The organism is Caulobacter sp. (assembly GCF_965279145.1).
Classification (GTDB): Bacteria; Pseudomonadota; Alphaproteobacteria; order Caulobacterales; family Caulobacteraceae; genus Caulobacter.
In genome coordinates, this window is the sequence record NZ_OZ257139.1 from 2,119,904 (window position 1) to 2,138,409 (window position 18,506).

Sequence of the window (18,506 nt, forward strand, 5' to 3'; positions counted from 1 at the left end):
ATGAGCAGCGACACCATCCCGCAGCCGCCCAAGAGGTCGGCCTCGGCCCTGGCCTTCGACATCCTGCTGTGGGGCGGGGTGATCGCCCTGCTGGTCGTCAGCTTCAAGCCGGCCGAGATCGACAAGTTCCCGCAGCTGTTCACCGAAGCGGGGCGGATGCGCGAGTTCGCCAACGGCTTCTTCGCGCCGTTCGGCGACGCCGCGCTGTTCATGTCGATGGATTGGCCGATCTATATCGGCAAGATGTGGCAGACCATCCAGATGGCGCTGTGGGGTACGGCCCTGGCCATCATCGTCGCCATTCCCCTGGGCCTGCTGGGCGCCAAGAACATCACGCCGGCCTGGATCCAGCAGCCCGTCCGCCGGCTGCTGGACCTGATCCGCTCCCTGCCCGATCTGGTGGTGGCCCTGATCTTCATCACCGCCGTGGGCCTGGGCCCGTTCGCCGGGGTCATGGCCCTGATGTTCAACACCGGCGGCGTGCTGGCCAAGCTGTTCGCCGAGGCCGTCGAGTCGATCGACAAGGGCCCGGTTGAGGGCGTGCGCGCCACTGGCGCCGTGCCGCTGCAGGAAATCGTCTGGGGCGTGATCCCGCAGGTGGCGCCGCTGTGGACCAGCTATGCGCTGTACCGCTTCGAATCCAGCAGCCGGTCGGCAACAGTTCTGGGCCTGATCGGCGCGGGCGGCATCGGTCAGGTGCTGCTGGAATCGGTGAACGGCTTTGAGTACGGCCAGACCGGCTGCATCGTGCTGGTCATCGTCGTGGCCGTCTCGCTGATCGACCTGCTGTCGCAGATCATCCGTACCCGGCTGCTGTAAGGCGCGCCGCGCAGGGCGCTGCAGCACCCTGCCGCCGGGGCTGCGGATCGGTCATGCGACGGAGCCGCCCCAGCGCTCATCTGGATCCGCATTCGCCGCGACCTGCGGCATATGACGTCGGTAGACGGACGATCATGTATCTCCGGCGCCACAGGTTAACCCCTTGAAAACCCATGTCATCGAGCCGTCATAAATCGGTGGCTGAACCGTCATCCCCGCTCGTTAAGCCGCTCTCATCCTGATCCCGGACAAAACGGGCAGGGGGCAGCCTTAAGGGGATTTCGACATGCGGAACAAGACCGCGCTCGTGAGCGGCTCGGCGCTCGGCCTGATGCTCGCGTTCGGGCTTGGCGCTGCGGCGCACGCTCAAGACAACACCGTGTCCTGGAAGGGCGCGCCGCAATGGACCAACGACGACACCTACTTCAAGGTTCGCGGCCGCATCCTGCTGGACGCCGTGTTCCAGGACGTGACGCGCGACGGCCCTGGCGGCGACTTCAAGACCCGCAACACGCGCGGTCGCCAGGCGTTCCTCGGCGTCGAAGGCAAGCTGAACAACTACATCGCCTACAAGGCTGAAGGCGGCGCCGTGAACGGCGGCGCTTGGGCCTGGGACGACGTGGTCATCGAATACAAGCCGACCGAAGACACCAGCCTGCTGTTCGGCAACATCAAGGTCGCCGGCCTCGAAAACCTGACCTCGACCCGCTTCACCACCTTCATGGACCGCGGTCCCTACGGTGACTTCGGCGTCGACAGCTATCAGCTGGGCGTCGTGGCCAAGAAGTTCGGCCCCGACTACAGCTTCACCCTGGGCGTCCAGGGCGGCAGCATCAACAACGCCGACGTCGTCAACGCCTCGGCCGACTCCAAGGAACGCCTGGTCATCACCGGCCGCGCTCACTGGGCGCCGATCGCGACGGACCAGAACAAGCTGCACATCGCCGCTTCGTATCGCTACCGCAACCGCGGCGATGAAGGCGCGTTCGCCTATACCGGCCGCACCAACACCGCCTACAGCAACGCCACGTTCTACACGACCGGCGCCATCGGCAACCGCGACAACACCATCGCCGTCGAAGGCGCCTGGGTGCACGGCCCGCTGTCGATCCAGGGCGAATATTCGAGCATCGACGTGACCCGCCAGAACTCGGCGACCGTCGGCGCCGATCCGACCATCAAGGTCGGCTACGCCTTCGTCAGCTTCTGGCCGACGGGCGAGACCCGCAACTACGATCAGGTCGCCGGCGAGTTCAAGCGTCCGAAGATCCTGAACCCGATCACGGCCGGTGGCTGGGGCGGTCTGGAACTGGCCGTTCGTTATGACTTCGCCGACCTGGGCGACGCCTACGACACCCTGAAGGTGAAGCCCGCCACGTCGCAAGCCGGCGAATACACCGGCTGGACCCTGGGCGCGAACTACTACCCGACCCCGTATGTCCGCTTCCAGGCCAACTACACCGACGGCAAGAGCGACAACATCGGTCTGAACCAAGACTTCGACATCAAGCAATTCCAGCTGCGCGCGCAACTGGACTTCTAAGCCCTTAGGGCCGGCCCACGGGGCCGGCCCGACTCTTTCACGCTGTAGAGACTTCCAGGAGTTCTCCATGAAGAAGCTGCTTTCCTGCGCGGCCGCCGTCGTCGCCCTCTCGGGCATGGCCGCCGCCCCCGCCTACGCCGCCCGTGACTATGTCTGGGCCGCTGGCTCCTCGACCGTGTTCCCCTTCTCGACCCGCGTGGCCGAGAACTACGCCAAGAAGACCGGCAAGAAGTCGCCGAAGGTTGAATCGCTGGGCACCGGCGGCGGCATCAAGCTGTTCTGCTCGGGCGCCGGCGAAGGCTTCCCCGACATCGCCAACGCCTCGCGTCCGATGAAGAAGTCCGAGTTCGACGCCTGCGCCGCCAAGGGCGTCAAGGACATCGTCCAGATCAAGATCGGCTTCGACGGCATCGTCATCGCCACCGACAAGGACGGCGCCGACTACAACTTCAAGACCGAGCAGCTGTTCCTCGGCCTGGCCGCCAACGTCTACAAGGGCGGCCAATGGGTGAAGAACACGACCAACACCTGGGACGACGTCGGCGGCGGCCTGCCGGGCAACCGCATCCAGGTCTATGGCCCGCCGCCCTCGTCGGGCACGCGCGACGCCTTCGTGGAACTGGCCATCGAGGCCGGCGCCCGCAAGTTCCCGTCGATCGACGCCATCCGCTCGGACAACGAAAAGCTGTTCAAGTCCAAGGTCGACCCGCTGCGTAACGACGGCTGGATCGACGCCGGCGAAAACGACAACGCCATCGTGGGCACCCTGACCAAGACCCCCGGCTCGCTGGGCGTCTTCGGCTGGTCCTACCTCGAAGAGAACATGGACAAGATCAAGGGCTCGTCGGTCAACGGCGTGAAGCCCTCGGCCCAGACGATCTCGGACGGCTCCTACCCGCTGTCGCGTTCGCTCTACATCTACGTCAAGAAGGCCAACCTGGGCGTGACCCCGGGCCTGCAGGACTTCGTCAACGAGTTCGTGTCGGACGCCGCCACGGGTCGTGGTGGTTACCTGCAAGGCCGCGGTCTGATCCCGCTGCCCCCCGGCGCCCACGAAGGCCAGAAGGCTGTCGCCAAAGCCGGCACGCCGATGGCCCGCCCGGCCTCGTAAGACTTAATTTCCTCCCCTTGCTGACTTCAGCGCCGCGGTCCTATGGGCCGCGGCGTTTTCTTTTGTATAGTGTGCCCCACGGTTCGCCCTCGCCGCGCAAGGAAGAGGGGCCGCGGTCGTCGTCCGGCGCCGCGTCATTGACCCCCCAACCGTTTGCGACGCAAACGGCCGGGTCCTAAGGGAGAGCGCGCTCTGTTCGCGAAACCGACTACACTTTCGCGGACCGCGCTCCGGCCATGATACTTCTCGCGCTCGCCGTCGTGTTCCTCCTCGTTCTTCTGAACGGGGTCTTCTCCATGTCCGAACTCGCGGTGGTTTCCGCCCGCCGGGCCAGGCTCCAGACCTTCGCCGATCGCGGCGACAAGGGCGCCAAGCTGGCCCTGGCCATGGCCGAGCATCCGACACGGTTCCTGTCGGCCGTGCAGGTCGGCATCACCCTGATCGGCATCCTGGCCGGCGCCTATGGCCAGGCCACCATCGCCGGGGCCCTGGACAAGTGGCTCGAGCCCAAGCCGATCGTCGGGCCGCATTCCGAGGCCATCGCCACGATCGTGGTCGTCATCGGCCTGACCTATGTCTCGGTCATCCTGGGCGAACTGGTGCCCAAGCGCCTGGCCCTGCAGTTCCCCGACGCCATCGCCCGCCGCATGGCGCCGTTCCTGGCCATCGTCGCCATGGTGCTGCGCCCGTTCGTGACCATCCTGACCGTCTCGACCGCCGCCATCCTCAAGCTGATGGGCGTGCGCGACGAGCGGACCAACGACATGACCGCCGAGGAAGTCGAGACCGTCCTAGCCGAGGGGGCCGACGCCGGCCTGATCGAGCCGGAAGAGCGCTCGATGATCCAGGAGGTGCTGCGTCTGGGCGACCGTCCGGTCCGCGTGGCCATGACCCCGCGCCGCGACCTCTTCTGGATCTCTCTGGCCGACACGCCTGAGGAGATCCTGATGGAGATCCGCGGCTGTCCCTATTCGCGCATCGTGGTCGCGACGGACGATGATCTGGATGGCGAGATCGGCGTGGTCCTGAAGAAGGACCTGCTGGACGCCTGCCTGGGCGGCGGACCGATCGACGTGGCCGCTCACGTGCAGCAGCCGATCGCCATCCCCGAGACCATGTCGCTGCTGCGGGCGATGGCGGTGTTCAAGCAGACGCCGCTGCACATGGCCCTGGTGGTCGACGAGTTCGGCTCGGTGCAGGGCGTGATCACCCCGCTGGACCTGCTGGAAATGATCGCCGGCGACTTCCCGGAAGACCATGACGAGACCGACACCCGCATGCTGCGTCGGGAAGACGGCTCGTGGCTGGTCGACGCCCGCCTCGACATCCAGGAACTGAACGACGGTCTGGGCGAGGCCTTCGAGGCCGAGGGCGGCTATCACACCGTCGCCGGCCTGATCCTTGATCGCCTGGGCCGCATCCCGCGCGAAGGCGAGATCATCGAACTGGGCGGCTTCGACGTCGAGATCGTCGACATGGACGCCTCGCGCATCGACAAGGTGATCTTCAAGCCCCGCAAGCGGCGGGGCGAGGCCGAGGAGTAGGGCGCTCCCGTCCTCCCCCTGAAGGGGGAGGAGATCGCGAAGCGATCGGAGGGGGTAGTCTTGCTGACGCGGAGGGGTTTTCCCCCACCGGCCTGACGGCCGCCTCCCCCTTCTGGGGGAGGATCGTCGACTATTCTTCCACCCACGCCTTGATCAGCTGATGCGCGATGGCCAGGGCCGGCGGCGCGAACACCCCTTCCAGTTCGCCCCGGATCAGCGCGCCGGCCTCTTCCTTGGTGAACCAGCGCACCTCTTCCAGTTCGGTCTGGTCGGGGCGGGCCTCGTTGCTGTCGACCTCGGCGATCAGGCCCATCATCAGCGATGACGGCCAGGGCCAGGGCTGGCTGGAGTGGTAGCGGACCGAGGTGGCCGTCAGTCCCGCCTCTTCCATCAGTTCGCGGGCGCAGGCCTCCTCGATGGTCTCGCCCGGTTCGAGGAAGCCGGCCAGGGCCGAGAACATGCCGGCCGGCCAGATCGCCTGGCGACCCAGCAGGCACTTGTCCTCGTACACCGCCAGCATGATCGCCACCGGATCTGTGCGTGGGAAATGCTCGGCCTTGCAGGCGGGGCAGATACGCTTCCAGCCGGCGTCGCCCACCTGGGATGGCTGGCCGCAGGCGCTGCACCAGCGATGCCGCCGGCGCCATTCGAACATCGAGCGGGCGGTGGCCAGGATGCCGGCGTCGGCCGGCGGCATCGAGGCGGCGATCCCGCGCAGTTCCTCGAACCGGCCCAGGCCCTTCAGCGGCCCCTCGGCCGGATCGGCGCTGCCGTCCAGATCGACGGCGAAGACGGCAATGTCTTTCCACAATCCCAGGAACAGCAGCTTCTCGGTTCCGCCGGCCAGCTCCTGGGCCATGTCGGCGCGCAGATAGGCGATCTGGGCGCCGCTGGGCTTGCCGTCCTCGTCCAGCACGTCCTCGACCAGCGGCTTGCCGTTCCAGATCGCCACGGCCAGCGAGGCGGCGTCGGCGAGCTTTTCGGCCAGCCAGGACTCGTCGCCCCGTCGCTCGCTTGAGCGGTCCAGGGGGTTTCCGGCGAAGGTGTTGGTGATGATCGAGAGAGCCATGCGATTTCTGTAGCCCAGCCATGAAGAGTCGTCACGACGTCGCGCGGACTTGCATATGCGGTCGTGAGTCGCGATATAGGCCTCGGAGATCGGTGACGGGCGGAGCCCTCGCCAATCTGGTCAGGGCCGAGAGGCAGCAGCCACAACGAGCCAAGCTTCGGGTCGTCCGCCGGTCTCCACCTTTCCCGACCTTTCCCGCAAATCTGTCAGCATCTGGCCGTCATCGACGAGCGAGCCTTTTGCTGGGCGCTCCGGCGCACTACAGTTGACGCATGGCCGACCACGACGACCTCACATCCGATTCCGATCCGCCGTGGGACGAACCCGCCGAGCGCGATGACAAGACGGCCGACATCTTCGGCGCGCCGCCCGCAGAACCGACGCCCGTGGCGACCGCGCCGGTCGCGACGCCGGCGCCCGCGCCGGTCGCCGAGGCTCCGTCCGATTCCGACGCCGCCTACACCGTGCTGGCGCGCAAGTATCGGCCGCGCACCTTCGAGGACCTGATCGGCCAGGAGGCCATGGTCCGCACCCTGGCCAACGCCTTCGCCAGCGGCCGCATCGCCCACGCCTTCATGCTGACCGGCGTGCGCGGGGTGGGCAAGACCACGACCGCCCGCCTGCTGGCCCGCGCGCTGAACTACGAGACCGACACCGTTCATTCGCCCTCGGTCGACCTCACCGTCGACGGCCGCCACTGCCGCTCGATCATCGAGGGCCGGCACATGGACGTGCTGGAACTGGACGCCGCCAGCCGCACCAAGGTCGACGAGATGCGCGAGCTGCTGGACGGGGTGCGCTACGCCCCGGTCGAGGCACGCTATAAAGTCTACATCATCGACGAAGTGCACATGCTGTCGACGGCGGCGTTCAACGCCCTGCTCAAGACGCTGGAAGAGCCGCCGCCGCACGCCAAGTTCATCTTCGCCACCACCGAGATCCGCAAGGTGCCGGTGACCATCCTGTCGCGCACGCAGCGCTTCGACCTGCGCCGGGTCGAGCCCGACGTGCTGGTCAAGCACTTCGACAAGATCGCCGCCAAGGAAGGCGCGCGGGTCGACGCCGACGGCCTGGCGCTGATCGCCCGCGCCGCCGAGGGCTCGGTGCGCGACGGCCTGTCGCTGCTGGACCAGGCCATCGTCCAGACCGAGCGCGGGGCCACCGTTTCGGCCGCGGTGATCCGCGACATGTTGGGCCTGGCCGATCGCGGCCAGACCATCGCCCTGTTCGAGGCCGTGATGAGCGGCAAGCCCGCCGACGCCCTGGAAGGCTTCCGCGCGCTGTGGGGTTTCGGGGCCGATCCGGCGGTGGTGATGCTGGATCTGCTGGATCATTGCCACGGCTCGGCCGTGGCCAAGGCCCTGGGGCCCGACGCCCTGACCCTGCCCAAGGAACAGGCCGCGCGCCTGGCCGCCATCGGGGCTCATACCTCCGCTGGCACGCTCTCGCGGCTGTGGCAGATGCTGCTCAAGGCCCATGACGAGGTGCGCCGTGCGCCCGACGCCATGGCCGCCGCCGAAATGGCCCTGATCCGCCTGTGTTACGCGGCCGATCTGCCCGGTCCGGAAGAAGCCCTGAAGGCGCTGCGCGACGGAACACCCGTCGGTGGAGCTCCCGGCGGCGGCGGTTCGCTGAGCGGCGGTGGCGGTTCCGGCGGCGGCGTCAGCGCCCAGGCCGTGTCGATTGCCTCGCCCGCAGCCCAGGCCCTGCCGGTGCTGGCCTCGTTCGACGACGTGCTGAAGCTGATCGCCGAGAAGCGCGACATCGGCCTGCGCCTCGACGTCGAGCAGTTCGTGCGCCCGATCAGCTTCCGTCCGGGCGCGATCACCTACGAGGCCGCCCCCGGCGCGCCCGGCAACCTGGCCGGACGCCTGGTGCGGGCGCTGAAGGAGTGGACGGGCCAGCCGTGGTTGGTCGCCGCCGAGGGCGGCGGCGGGGCCGAAACCCTGATGGAGCGCGAGAAGCGCGAGAAGAACGAGGCGATGGTCCAGATCCGGGCCGACCCGTTCGTGGCTTCGCTGCTCACCGCCTTCCCGGGCGCGGAAATCGAAGTCCGCAAGATCCCCGGCCCGATCGCCGCGCCGATCGAGCCGGACGAGGTCGAGGACTAGGCCGTTTAAACCGTCATCCCGGCCAAGCGCGAAGCGCGCCGAGCCGGGACCGCCGGAAACGCCGGCGCCTGCCGTGGTCCCGGCTTTCGCCGGGATGACAAGTTCAGTTGGAGAATGACATGAAAGACCTCGGCGGCCTGATGAAGCAGGCCCAGGCCATGCAGCAGAAACTGGCGGACGCCCAGGCCAGGCTGGCTGAGTTGACGATCGACGGAACTTCCGGCGGCGGCATGGTCACCGTCACCCTGATGGGCTCGGGCGAGCTGGTCCGGGTCCTGATGGATGAAAGCCTGGTCCAGCCGGGCGAGGGCGAGGTGATCGCCGATCTGATCATCGCCGCCCACGCCGACGCCAAGAAGAAGCTGGACGCCCGCCAAGCCCAGTTGATGCAGGAAGCCGCCGGCCCGATGGCGGGCATGATGGGCGGCCTGCCCGGCATGAAGTTCTAGGACCTTCCCCTTCCGTGGGGAGGGGATTTTTAAGGAAGAGAATGGCCGCCTCCGCCGGACCCGAGATCGAGCGCCTGATCGCCCTGCTGTCCAAGCTGCCGGGGCTGGGTCCGCGTTCGGGGCGGCGGGCGGCGCTGGCGCTGCTCAAGAAGCGCGACACCCTGCTGGCACCGCTGACGGCGGCCATGGTCGACGCCCAGGCCAAGGTGCGCACCTGCTCTATCTGCGGGTCGCTGGACACCACGGAGCCCTGCGCCGTCTGCGCCGACGAGACGCGCGACGGCCGGCTGATCTGCGTGGTGGAGGAGGTCGGCTCGCTGTGGGCCATGGAGCGCGGCGGCCAGTTCAAGGGCCGCTATCACGTGCTGGGCGGCCTGCTGTCGGCGCTGGACGGGATCGGTCCCGAAGCGCTGCGAATCGGCGAACTGCTGAGTCGGGTTCAGGGGGGAGAGGTGGCCGAGGTCATCCTGGCCCTGCCGGCGACGGTCGATGGGCAGACCACGGCGCATTATCTGGCCGACCGGCTGGCCAACTCGAACGCGGGCGTGTCGGTAACGATGCTGGCGCGCGGCGTTCCGGTCGGCGGCGACCTGGACTGGCTGGACGACGGCACGATCGCCCAAGCCCTCCGGGCCCGGCGACCGGCCTGAAGTCTAGAGAATCGCCTGGATCACCAGGGCCAGACCCACCCAGAAGGCGAGGCTGAAACTGATCGCGGCGATACGGCCCCACGCCAGGCGCGGGATATTGAGGCGGGGCGTAGCGCCGACGGACGGCGCGTGGTCGAAGCTGACGTAGGCCATGTGTCTCCTCCATGCCTCTCTGACGGAGGCTGTACGCAATTGCGTCGAAGGCCATGCAACGCCCGAGACGCTTAACCAACCTTTACCAATCTTGAGAGGCAGGTGTAACGCGTCAAAGCGTCCCACGCTAGAGTGCCTGTGGAATTTTATTCCACTTATAAACGCCGAATGGGGTGCCGAAGGGTAAGTTGGACCAGATTTGCTTCGTTTTTGTGCATTTTTGCCTCAAATGTGGCGAAGGGTCTCACCCCTGTTCGGCGGGGCCGTCGACGGTGGAAGGCCAGCGCTCCGCCTGGCTCGCGCCCGAACCGCTATCGGTGTGACGAACAACCTCACCGACATCGACTGATTCGGTCTGCGCCGCGGTCAGGGCCCCGACCTGGAACTCGACATGCTGGGGATAGAAGGCCACCCGACCGCCGATCTCGCCCACGGCGGGATAGGGGTCCTCGTAGGACCAGACCGCGTCGTCGATGACCTTGGCGTCGCGATAGATGGTGAAATAGGCGGCGTCACCCTTGTAGGGGCAATGGGTCACCTTGTGGGTGCGGCGCAGGAACATCATCCGCACGTCATCGCGCGGAAAATAGCGCACCGGCGGATAGCCGGCCTCGCGCAGGAGGATGACATCGACGCTGTCGGCGATCTCGTGACCCTCGAACAGAACCCGCACCCGGGCCTGTTCGCGCTCCAGGGTGATCGGGTGGCTTTCGTCCGGCGTCTTCATCGGCTTTCTCCCGCGAGTCGAAATGTGTAGCCACTGAAACGCGCGCCGGACAGACATGGGTCCATCCTGGCAAGCCATTGCTTGTTAAACGCATTGTCGCGTGATCTTCTCCCCGTGAACTGGGGGAGGAGAGGGCGAAACGACCGTCGCGGCCGTCCCGACCCCTCATCACGTCAAGGTTAGTGAATGAATATCGTCATCGCCCTGGGGATTCTGGTCACGCTCGTGACCGGGGTTCCCGTGCTTATCCAGCTTCTCCGAACCCATCCCAAGGGACTGATCATCCTGTTCTTCGCCGAGATGTGGGAGCGTTTCTCCTACTACGGCATGAGAGCCATCCTGATCTTCTATCTGACGCAGCACTTCCTGTTCGATCCCAAGGTCGCGTCCAACCACTACGGCTCCTACACCTCGCTGGTCTATCTGCTGCCGCTGATCGGCGGCTTCCTGGCCGACAAGTATCTGGGCACCCGCAAGGCCGTGGCGTTCGGCGCCGTGCTGCTGGTCGCCGGCCACCTGACCATGGCCATCGAGGGCAAGCCCGCCGTCCAGACCCTGACCTACCAGGGCGCGACCTATGAGTTCGTCTCCGAGGGACGCGGCCAGGACCGTGTGGCCAAGCTGGTGGTCGCCGGCAAGCCCTACGAGGTCGCCGCCACCAAGACCGGCGACTTCGAGGTCAAGGGCCTGCCCGCCGACGCGCCGCTGCCCGCCGTGCTGGCCAAGACCGCCTACAAGCTGGACGTGAAGGGTCGCGACCCGCTGTATCTGAACATCTTCTGGCTGGCCCTTTCGCTGATCATCGTCGGCGTCGGCTTCCTCAAGCCCAACATCTCGACCATCGTCGGGCAGCTGTATCCGCAGGGCGATCCGCGTCGCGACGCCGGTTTCAACCTCTACTATTACGGCATCAATCTGGGCTCGTTCTGGGCCTCGATCCTGTGCGGCCTGCTGGGTGTCACGGTCGGCTGGTGGGCGGGCTTCGGCCTGGCCGGCGTCGGCATGGCGGCGGGCTTCGTGGTCTTCGTGCTGGGCAAGCCCCTGCTGGAAGGCAAAGCCGAGCCGCCCGAGCCCAAGGCCCTGAAGGCCAAGGTTCTGGGCCCGATCAACCGCGAGACGGCGATCTACGGCTTTTCGCTGGCCGGCATCATCGGCGTGTTCTTCCTGGTGCAGAGCAACCCCGTGGTCGGCGCGGCCCTGATCGCCGGCATCCTGGCGTCGCTGGGCTATATCGGCTGGTTCATGTTCACCAAGTGCGACAGGGCCGAGCGTGAGCGCCTGGCCCTGGCGGTGTTCCTGATCTTCGGCGCGGTGGTGTTCTGGACCCTGTTCGAGCAGGCCGGCTCGTCGCTCAGCCTGTTCGCCGCCACCAACGTGCAGTTGGACCTGGTTCGCGAGCCGATCCGCCTGTTCGGCGCGGCCGTCACCCTGGGCACGCCCGAGCAACTGGCCCGGGCCGGGATCGACGCGGGCTCGACCTTCTGGGTCAACACCAGCTTCAACGCCCCGCAGACCCAGGCCCTGAACGCCGGCTGGATCCTGATCTTCGCCCCTATCTTCGCGGCGCTGTGGACCTTCCTGGGCCGTCGCGGCCAGGACCTGAACCCGGTCGTCAAGTTCGGTCTGGGCCTGGCCCAGGTCGGGGCGGGCTTCCTGATCCTGCAATGGGGCGCGCACTTCGCCGACGGCGCCTTCCGCATGCCGCTGATCTTCCTGGTGATGATGTACATGCTGCACACCACCGGCGAGATGTGCCTGTCGCCGGTGGGTCTGTCGCAGATGACCAAGCTGTCGCCGACGGCGGTGGTGTCGTTCATGATGGCCGTCTGGTTCATGGCCGTGGCCATCGCCCAGCTGGTCGGCGGCAAGATCGCCGGCCTGACCGCCACGGAAACCGTCGGCGGCCAGGTTCTTGACCCCGGCGCGGCCCTGGCGGCGTCGTTGAAGGTCTTCAACGTCATCGGCCTGGTCTCGATCGGGATCGGGGTGCTGTTCCTGGTGCTGTCGCCCTGGCTGAAGAAGTGGTCGCACGGCTCGGACGACACCGACGCCGTTCCGGTCGATACGGCCACGACCATCCACTAGGTCATCGCCCAAAAACGAAAGGCCCCGGAGCGATCCGGGGCCTTTTTTGTATCTGCGGGGTCGGACGGAGGATCAGACCGCCGTGCCGCCCACCGTCAGGCCGGTGATCTTCAGGCTGGGCTGGCCCACGCCCACCGGGACGCCTTGGCCGGACTTGCCGCAGACGCCGATGCCGGGGTCGAAGTCGAAGTCGTGGCCGATCATCGTCACCTTGGTCAGGGCGCTGGGGCCGTCGCCGATCAGGGTGGCGCCCTTGACCGGGGCGGTGATCTTGCCGTCTTCGACCAGATAGGCCTCGGTGCACTGGAAGACGAACTTGCCGTTGGTGATGTCCACCTGGCCGCCGCCGAAATTGGCGCAGTAGAGGCCGCGCTTCATCGAGGCGATCATCTCGGCCGGATCGTCCTTGCCGGCCAGCATGCCAGTATTGGTCATGCGCGGCAGGGGCATGTGGGCGTAGGACTGGCGGCGGCCGTTGCCGGTGGCGCGCATGCCCATCAGGCGGGCGCTCATGCGGTCATGCATGTAGCCCACCAGGATGCCGTCCTCGATCAGGATGGTGCGCTCGGTGGGGGTGCCTTCGTCGTCGATGGTCAGCGAGCCCCGGCGGCCCGGCAGCGAGCCGTCGTCAAACACCGTGACGCCCTTGGCCGCCACCCGCTCGCCGATGCGGCCGGAGAAGGCGCTGATGCCCTTGCGGTTGAAGTCGCCTTCCAGGCCGTGGCCGACGGCCTCGTGCAGCAGCACGCCGTTCCAGCCCGAGCCCAGCACCACGTCCATCTCGCCGGCGGGGCAGGGGACGGCGTCGAGGTTGACCAGCGCCTGACGAAGGGCCTCGTCGACCTGGTCCCGCCACTTGTCGGGGCTGATCCAGGCGGCGAAGCCGGCGCGGCCGCCGGCCCCTGACGAGCCGCTTTCGCGCTTGCCGTCCTTCTCGACCGTGACCTGCACATTGACGCGGACCAGCGGACGGACGTCGCGCACCAGCTTGCCGTCGGCGCGCTGGATCTCGATCACCCGACGCTCGCCGGCCATCGAGGCCATCACCTGAACGACGCGCGGATCGCGGTCCCGGGCGAAGGCGTCGATCTCCTGCAGCAGGGACACCTTGTCGGAGAAGGCGGGCGAGGCGAGCGGATCGTCCTCGCCGTACAGCCGCTCATTGGTCGAACGGGGGCCCTCGGCGCTGACGCCGGCATAGCCGCGCTTGGCCAGGCTGGCCGAGGCGGCGGCGCGGCCGATGGCGGCCTCCGAAACCTCGGCGGCGTGGGCGTAACCGGCGGTCTCGCCGGCCACGACGCGAAGGCCGAAACCCTCGCCCGAATCATAAGAGGCGCTCTTGAGGCGGCCGTCGTCGAAGACGAAGGACTCGCTCTCGGAGCGCTCGATGAAGAGCTCGCCGTCATCGGCGCCGGCCAGGGCCTCGCCCAGGATCTTGCGGGCGCGGTCGGGATCGACGCCGGCGGCGTCCAGAAGGGAGGGGGCGGCCAAAAGAGAGGCGGGGATCGGAGCGTTCATGCGCCTACAGGTAAGCGCTCGAAGCCGTTCCGTCACCCCGCCCCTTTGTCTCAGTCGTTGTGGCGCACCGAGCCGGAGCCGCTGATGTTGCTGGTTTCGCTCGTCGGCTGGGACCGCAGACTGACGTCGCCGCTGCCCGAGATGGCGATCTTGACCTTGTTGCTGGCGTCGACCTCGGCGTTGCCGCTGCCGGCCAGCGCGATGTCGGCGTCCATGGCCCGCAGGTCGTCCAGTTCGGCGTCGCCCGAGCCCGAGCCGGTCAGGAACAGGCCGGTGGTCCGGCCCGCGGCGTTGATGTCGCCGCTGCCGTTGATCGCCAGGGTCAGGGTCGGCTGGTCGTAGTTCTGGATCTCGAGGTCGCCCGAACCGTTCAGCTGGAACTGGCTGACCTTGGGCGCGGTGACCACGATCTTCATGCGCTCGGCGTTGCTCTGGATGCGCAGGCCGTAGCGGTCGATGGTCAGGGCCTCGCCGTGCAGGTTGTGATCGTCTTCGACCTCACCGGCCAGGCTCAGGCGACCGTTCTCGACGCGCAACCGGTCGACATAGGCCTTGGGCCCGTTGACCTCGATCCCGGCGATGGGACCCTGCACGTAGGTGACGTCGACCGGCAGGTCGATCGCCAGCGTCTCGCCCGTCCAGGCCAGCTTGCGCGAGACCTGGGGCACGGGCTTGGCGCCGCTGATGTCGACATGGGTGCGGCGGATGGTCACGTCGTCGTCGTCGAAGGGGACGGTCCAGCCCTCCTTCATGATGACGGGACCGGCCAGGGCGACCACGCCGGCGGCGCAGCCGAGCATCAGCACGAAGCTGGCGCCGGCGATGACAAGCAGATTGCGGATCATGATGGCCCCCTCAGGCTTGCTGATCGATGGCCGGCTTGAGCAGCCGGAAGTGAAGCCGGCCGTACCAGACGACCGCGTTGAAGATCCCGATCGTGGCCAGGGTCAGCAGGGCGCCCAGGAAGGTGGCCCCCGCCATCAGGCCCACGCCGGCCAGGAACGCCGTCAGCGCGCCGCCCGGAGGACCGGTCAACGGGCCCATGGCGAAGACGAAGCCGCCGGAGACGAACAGGGCCACCACGGCGACCAGGATTCCGAACAGGGTTCCCAGAACGCCCATCAGCAGGGGCAGCAGGAACATGATGTCGATGGCCCCCAGGCCGATCAGGGCCACGATGGCGGCGCCGGCGTTGGAGGGGCTCTTGGTCTCCTCCCAGCGCTTGAGGCCGGCGTCTGCGCGCAGCTCACGGGCCAGGCGGTCGGGGTCGCCCAGGGCGGCGGCGGCCTCGGCCTCGGTGCGGCCCGCGGCGATGGCGTCGGCGAAGTGGGCCTCGTGATCGGCGACGATGTCGGCGATCGTGGTGGGCGCCAGACCTGAAAGGCCGCGACGCAACCGCGTCATGAACTCATTACGGGTCATGCGGCGGCTCCCAGGATGTCTTCGACGGCGGTGGTGAAGGCGGCCCATTCGGCCTTCTGCTGCGTGAAGCTGGCGCGGCCAGCCGACGTCAGGCGGTAGTACTTGCGCGGCGGTCCGCTCTGGGATTCGACCAGATAGGTCTCCACCAGACCGTCCGACTGCATGCGGCGCATCAGCGGATAGATCGTTCCCTCCCCCATATCGATGTCCTTCGCGAGCTTGCTTGCGATTTCATAGGCATAGCTGTCGGCGCGTGAGAGCAGGGCCAGCACGCACAGCGCCAGCACGCCCTTCTTCAATTGAATTTCAATGGCTTCCGGCACTGGGTCCTCGCCTCGGTTGATGCACTCTTCTACCGACAGGTACTGAGTGGTGCAAGGTACCTGTCCATGAATGATACGTAATGATCCGGAGGCCGGATTCCGGCTTTTTGAAAGCTACTCGCAACTGAGCTGGCGAAAGGCTTCCACGCCGCGCTTTCCGCGTGGTGTCTGGTGCTTGGCAACGGAAGATGATGCGCGTATGCAGCCAGCAGACCAGCCAAAGGGGCGGGCTTGGCGTCGACTCGTATTGGGTCGATGGTTGGGTGTCGCGTCGTTGACTGTATTATGCATGTCGGCGTGATCTGGCGTTTGATAGACGTCAAAAAAGCCGCCGAAACGGGCCGTGAGGGATATGAAGGCGCAAAATCAGGGGATTCGGCGGATGCTGACGGGCGCTAGCGCCCTCGCCGCCACGGTGATGTTCGCAGGGCAGGCTCTCGCTCAGGATCTGCTGGGCCAGCCGACGCCGGGGGCGATCGACCTCCAGCCGGCCGCCTCGGTGCTCAAGACCGACGCGATCTGGTTCCACAACGTGATCCTGATGCCGATCATCACGGTCATCGTCTTGTTCGTGGCCGCCCTGCTGGGCTGGATCATCATTCGCTATAACGCGAAGTCGAACCCGATCCCCGCCAAGTTCAGCCACAACACCACCATCGAGATCATCTGGACGGTCGTTCCGGTGATCATCCTGATGGTGATCGCGATCTTCTCGTTCCGGCTGCTGTTCGCCTACAACGACATGCCCAAGCCGTACATGACGGTGAAGGCCACCGGCTACCAGTGGTACTGGGGCTACGAATATCCCGATCAGAAGATCAGCGAAATCACCTCGCTGCCGCTGAGCAAGGAAGCCGCCGACGCCAAGAAGGTCCCGTACCTGCTGGCCGCCGACAAGGCGATGGTGGTTCCGGTCAATCAGGTCGTCCGCGTGCAGGTCACCGGCGCCGACGTGATCCACGCCTTCGCCCTTCCGGCCTTCGGCCTGAAGACCGACGCCATCCCCGGCCGCCTGAACGAAACCTGGTTCAAGGCCGAGAAGACCGGCACCTACTACGGCCAGTGCTCGGAGCTTTGCGGCGTCGATCACTCCAACATGCCGATCGAGATCAAGGTCGTTTCGCAAGCCGAGTTCGACGCCTGGGTTAAGGCCCAGACCGCGCCGCCGGCCGCAGCGGCCCCGGTCGCGACTCCCGTCTCGGCTCCGGCCGCCGTTCCCGCTTCCGTCCCGGCCGCGGCTCCCGCCGCGCCGGCGGTTTAAGATACGATTGCAGGATTAGTCCGATGGCTCACGCCGCAGACATTGATCATCACGACGACGCCCACGGCGCCGACGACAAGCCGCCCTTCTTCGCCCGCTGGTTCTTCTCGACGAACCACAAGGACATCGGCACCCTCTACATCCTGTTCGCCATCATGGCGGGCCTGGTGGGCGGCGCCCTTTCGGGCCTGATCCGCTGGGAGCTGATGGAGCCGGGCATCCAGGTGTTCAAGGACACCGGTCTGCTGGGGCAACTGGGCCTGTTCAAGGGCAAGCACGGCTACAACGCCGTCGTCACCGCCCACGCCCTGATCATGATCTTCTTCATGGTCATGCCCGCCATGATCGGCGGCTTCGGCAACTGGTTCGTTCCGATCATGATCGGCGCGCCGGACATGGCCTTCCCGCGGATGAACAACATCTCGTTCTGGCTGCTGGTCGCCGCCTGGGTCCTGCTCTGCACCTCGATGTTCGTCGACGGCGGCCCGGGCCAAGGCTTCGGCGGGGGCTGGACGATCTATCCGCCGCTCTCGACCATCGGCCACAAGGGTCCGGCCATGGACCTGGCGATCCTGTCGCTCCACCTGGCTGGCGCTTCGTCGATCCTGGGCGCGATCAACTTCATCACCACGATCTTCAACATGCGCGCGCCGGGCATGACCCTGCACCGCATGCCGCTGTTCGCATGGTCGGTGCTGATCACCGCCTTCCTGCTGCTGCTGTCGCTGCCGGTCCTGGCCGGCGCCATCACCATGCTGCTGACCGACCGTAACTTCGGCACCCACTTCTTCGACCCGGCCGCCGGCGGCGACCCCGTCATGTTCCAGCACCTGTTCTGGTTCTTCGGTCACCCGGAAGTGTACATCCTGATCCTGCCAGGCTTCGGCATCATCAGCCACATCGTCTCGACCTTCTCCAAGAAGCCGATCTTCGGCTACCTGGCGATGGCCTACGCCATGGTCGCCATCGGCTTCGTCGGCTTCGTCGTGTGGGCGCACCACATGTACACCGTCGGCATGAGCATCAACCTGCGCGCCTATTTCGTGGCCGCGACGATGATCATCGCCGTTCCGACCGGCGTGAAGATCTTCTCGTGGATCGCCACGATGTGGGGCGGTTCGATCAGCTTCAAGACGCCCATGCTGTGGGCGATCGGCTTCATCTTCCTGTTCACGGTCGGCGGCGTCACCGGCGTCGTCCTGTCCAACGCCGGCATCGACTACAGCCTGCACGACACCTATTACGTCGTCGCCCACTTCCACTACGTGCTGTCGCTGGGCGCCGTGTTCGCCATCTTCGCCGGCTTCTTCTACTGGTTCGAGAAGATGTGGGGCGTGAAGTACAACGAGTTCCTGGGCTGCGTGCAGTTCTGGATCATGTTTGTCGGCGTCAACCTGGTGTTCTTCCCGCAGCACTTCCTGGGCCTGCAAGGCATGCCGCGTCGCTATGTCGACTATCCGGAAGCCTTCGCGAAGTGGAACTACGTCTCTTCGGTGGGCTACATGATCACCGCCGTCGGCGTGGTCGTGTTCCTGGTCCTGCTGCTGGAAGCGGCCATCCGCCGTCGTCCGGCCGTGGCCAATCCGTGGGGCGAAGGCGCCACCACCCTGGAATGGACCCTGTCCTCGCCGCCGCCGTTCCACCAGTTCAGCGAGCCGCCTGTCATCGCGGAAGACGGTCACCACTGATCGCCGAACCGAACGAGACTTGAGACGCGGGGG

Annotated in this window: 17 protein-coding genes and 1 other RNA gene; 11 read left to right on the plus strand and 7 right to left on the minus strand. The window is 66.6% G+C overall.

The window, feature by feature from the left end:
• The 4 genes from phnE (at position 1) to ACQY9P_RS09830 (ending at position 5,017) form a co-directional block, all read left to right on the plus strand.
• A complete protein-coding gene (phnE, locus tag ACQY9P_RS09815) occupies positions 1-819 on the plus strand; it encodes a phosphonate ABC transporter, permease protein PhnE (RefSeq protein ID WP_421739443.1) in 819 nt (272 codons plus the stop codon).
• A gap of 286 nt (positions 820-1,105) precedes the next feature.
• Positions 1,106-2,362: an OprO/OprP family phosphate-selective porin gene (locus ACQY9P_RS09820; protein WP_421739442.1), complete on the plus strand. Its 1,257-nt coding sequence runs from the start codon at positions 1,106-1,108 to the stop codon at positions 2,360-2,362.
• A gap of 67 nt (positions 2,363-2,429) precedes the next feature.
• Positions 2,430-3,473 (plus strand): substrate-binding domain-containing protein, encoded by a 1,044-nt coding sequence (locus ACQY9P_RS09825; protein WP_421739441.1) that lies wholly within the window; start codon positions 2,430-2,432, stop codon positions 3,471-3,473.
• A gap of 236 nt (positions 3,474-3,709) precedes the next feature.
• Positions 3,710-5,017, plus strand: a complete 1,308-nt coding sequence (locus tag ACQY9P_RS09830; protein WP_421739440.1) for a hemolysin family protein — start codon at positions 3,710-3,712, stop codon at positions 5,015-5,017.
• Positions 5,018-5,147: 130 nt separating this feature from the next.
• On the opposite strand, the gene nudC is transcribed toward ACQY9P_RS09830, so the two are convergent.
• Complete coding sequence (gene nudC / locus ACQY9P_RS09835) at positions 5,148-6,086, minus strand: NAD(+) diphosphatase (RefSeq protein ID WP_421739439.1); 939 nt, start codon at positions 6,084-6,086, stop codon at positions 5,148-5,150.
• Positions 6,087-6,173: 87 nt separating this feature from the next.
• On the opposite strand from nudC, the gene ffs reads away from it, so the two are divergent.
• From ffs to recR, 4 genes are all read left to right on the plus strand, one after another.
• Positions 6,174-6,264, plus strand: an RNA gene (ffs, locus tag ACQY9P_RS09840) — signal recognition particle sRNA small type.
• 94 nt (positions 6,265-6,358) lie between these two features.
• A complete protein-coding gene (locus ACQY9P_RS09845) occupies positions 6,359-8,197 on the plus strand; it encodes a DNA polymerase III subunit gamma/tau (RefSeq protein WP_421739438.1) in 1,839 nt (612 codons plus the stop codon).
• Positions 8,198-8,316: 119 nt separating this feature from the next.
• Positions 8,317-8,646: a YbaB/EbfC family nucleoid-associated protein gene (locus tag ACQY9P_RS09850; RefSeq protein ID WP_421739437.1), complete on the plus strand. Its 330-nt coding sequence runs from the start codon at positions 8,317-8,319 to the stop codon at positions 8,644-8,646.
• Between the two features lie 41 nt (positions 8,647-8,687).
• Positions 8,688-9,296: a recombination mediator RecR gene (gene recR, locus ACQY9P_RS09855; RefSeq protein WP_421739436.1), complete on the plus strand. Its 609-nt coding sequence runs from the start codon at positions 8,688-8,690 to the stop codon at positions 9,294-9,296.
• A gap of 3 nt (positions 9,297-9,299) precedes the next feature.
• Here recR and ACQY9P_RS09860 read toward each other — a convergent pair whose 3' ends face one another.
• Both ACQY9P_RS09860 and ACQY9P_RS09865 read right to left on the minus strand, forming a co-directional pair.
• Complete coding sequence (locus ACQY9P_RS09860) at positions 9,300-9,449, minus strand: hypothetical protein (RefSeq protein ID WP_421739435.1); 150 nt, start codon at positions 9,447-9,449, stop codon at positions 9,300-9,302.
• Between the two features lie 244 nt (positions 9,450-9,693).
• Positions 9,694-10,176, minus strand: a complete 483-nt coding sequence (locus tag ACQY9P_RS09865) for a DUF427 domain-containing protein (RefSeq protein WP_421739434.1) — start codon at positions 10,174-10,176, stop codon at positions 9,694-9,696.
• Between the two features lie 186 nt (positions 10,177-10,362).
• On the opposite strand from ACQY9P_RS09865, the gene ACQY9P_RS09870 reads away from it, so the two are divergent.
• Positions 10,363-12,261, plus strand: a complete 1,899-nt coding sequence (locus ACQY9P_RS09870; protein ID WP_421739433.1) for a peptide MFS transporter — start codon at positions 10,363-10,365, stop codon at positions 12,259-12,261.
• 72 nt (positions 12,262-12,333) lie between these two features.
• Here the strand turns inward: ACQY9P_RS09870 and tldD are convergent, their stop codons facing one another.
• The 4 genes from tldD to ACQY9P_RS09890 are packed head-to-tail and all read right to left on the minus strand — an operon-like array spanning position 12,334 to position 15,524.
• Positions 12,334-13,779, minus strand: coding sequence for a metalloprotease TldD (tldD, locus tag ACQY9P_RS09875; RefSeq protein ID WP_421739432.1), 1,446 nt, complete (start codon positions 13,777-13,779; stop codon positions 12,334-12,336).
• Positions 13,780-13,829: 50 nt separating this feature from the next.
• Positions 13,830-14,624, minus strand: a complete 795-nt coding sequence (locus tag ACQY9P_RS09880) for a GIN domain-containing protein (RefSeq protein ID WP_421739431.1) — start codon at positions 14,622-14,624, stop codon at positions 13,830-13,832.
• A 10-nt stretch (positions 14,625-14,634) separates the two neighbouring features.
• Positions 14,635-15,201, minus strand: coding sequence for a DUF1700 domain-containing protein (locus tag ACQY9P_RS09885; RefSeq protein WP_421739430.1), 567 nt, complete (start codon positions 15,199-15,201; stop codon positions 14,635-14,637).
• Positions 15,198-15,524, minus strand: a complete 327-nt coding sequence (locus ACQY9P_RS09890; protein WP_062143126.1) for a PadR family transcriptional regulator — start codon at positions 15,522-15,524, stop codon at positions 15,198-15,200. Before ACQY9P_RS09890 ends, ACQY9P_RS09885 begins: the two co-directional genes overlap by 4 nt.
• A gap of 352 nt (positions 15,525-15,876) precedes the next feature.
• On the opposite strand from ACQY9P_RS09890, the gene coxB reads away from it, so the two are divergent.
• The gene (gene coxB / locus ACQY9P_RS09895) at positions 15,877-16,785 is read left to right on the plus strand and encodes a cytochrome c oxidase subunit II (RefSeq protein WP_421739429.1); all 909 of its coding nucleotides are present in this window, start codon (positions 15,877-15,879) and stop codon (positions 16,783-16,785) included.
• A gap of 23 nt (positions 16,786-16,808) precedes the next feature.
• The gene (gene ctaD, locus ACQY9P_RS09900; RefSeq protein WP_421739428.1) at positions 16,809-18,473 is read left to right on the plus strand and encodes a cytochrome c oxidase subunit I; all 1,665 of its coding nucleotides are present in this window, start codon (positions 16,809-16,811) and stop codon (positions 18,471-18,473) included.
• Positions 18,474-18,506 lie beyond the last annotated feature (33 nt).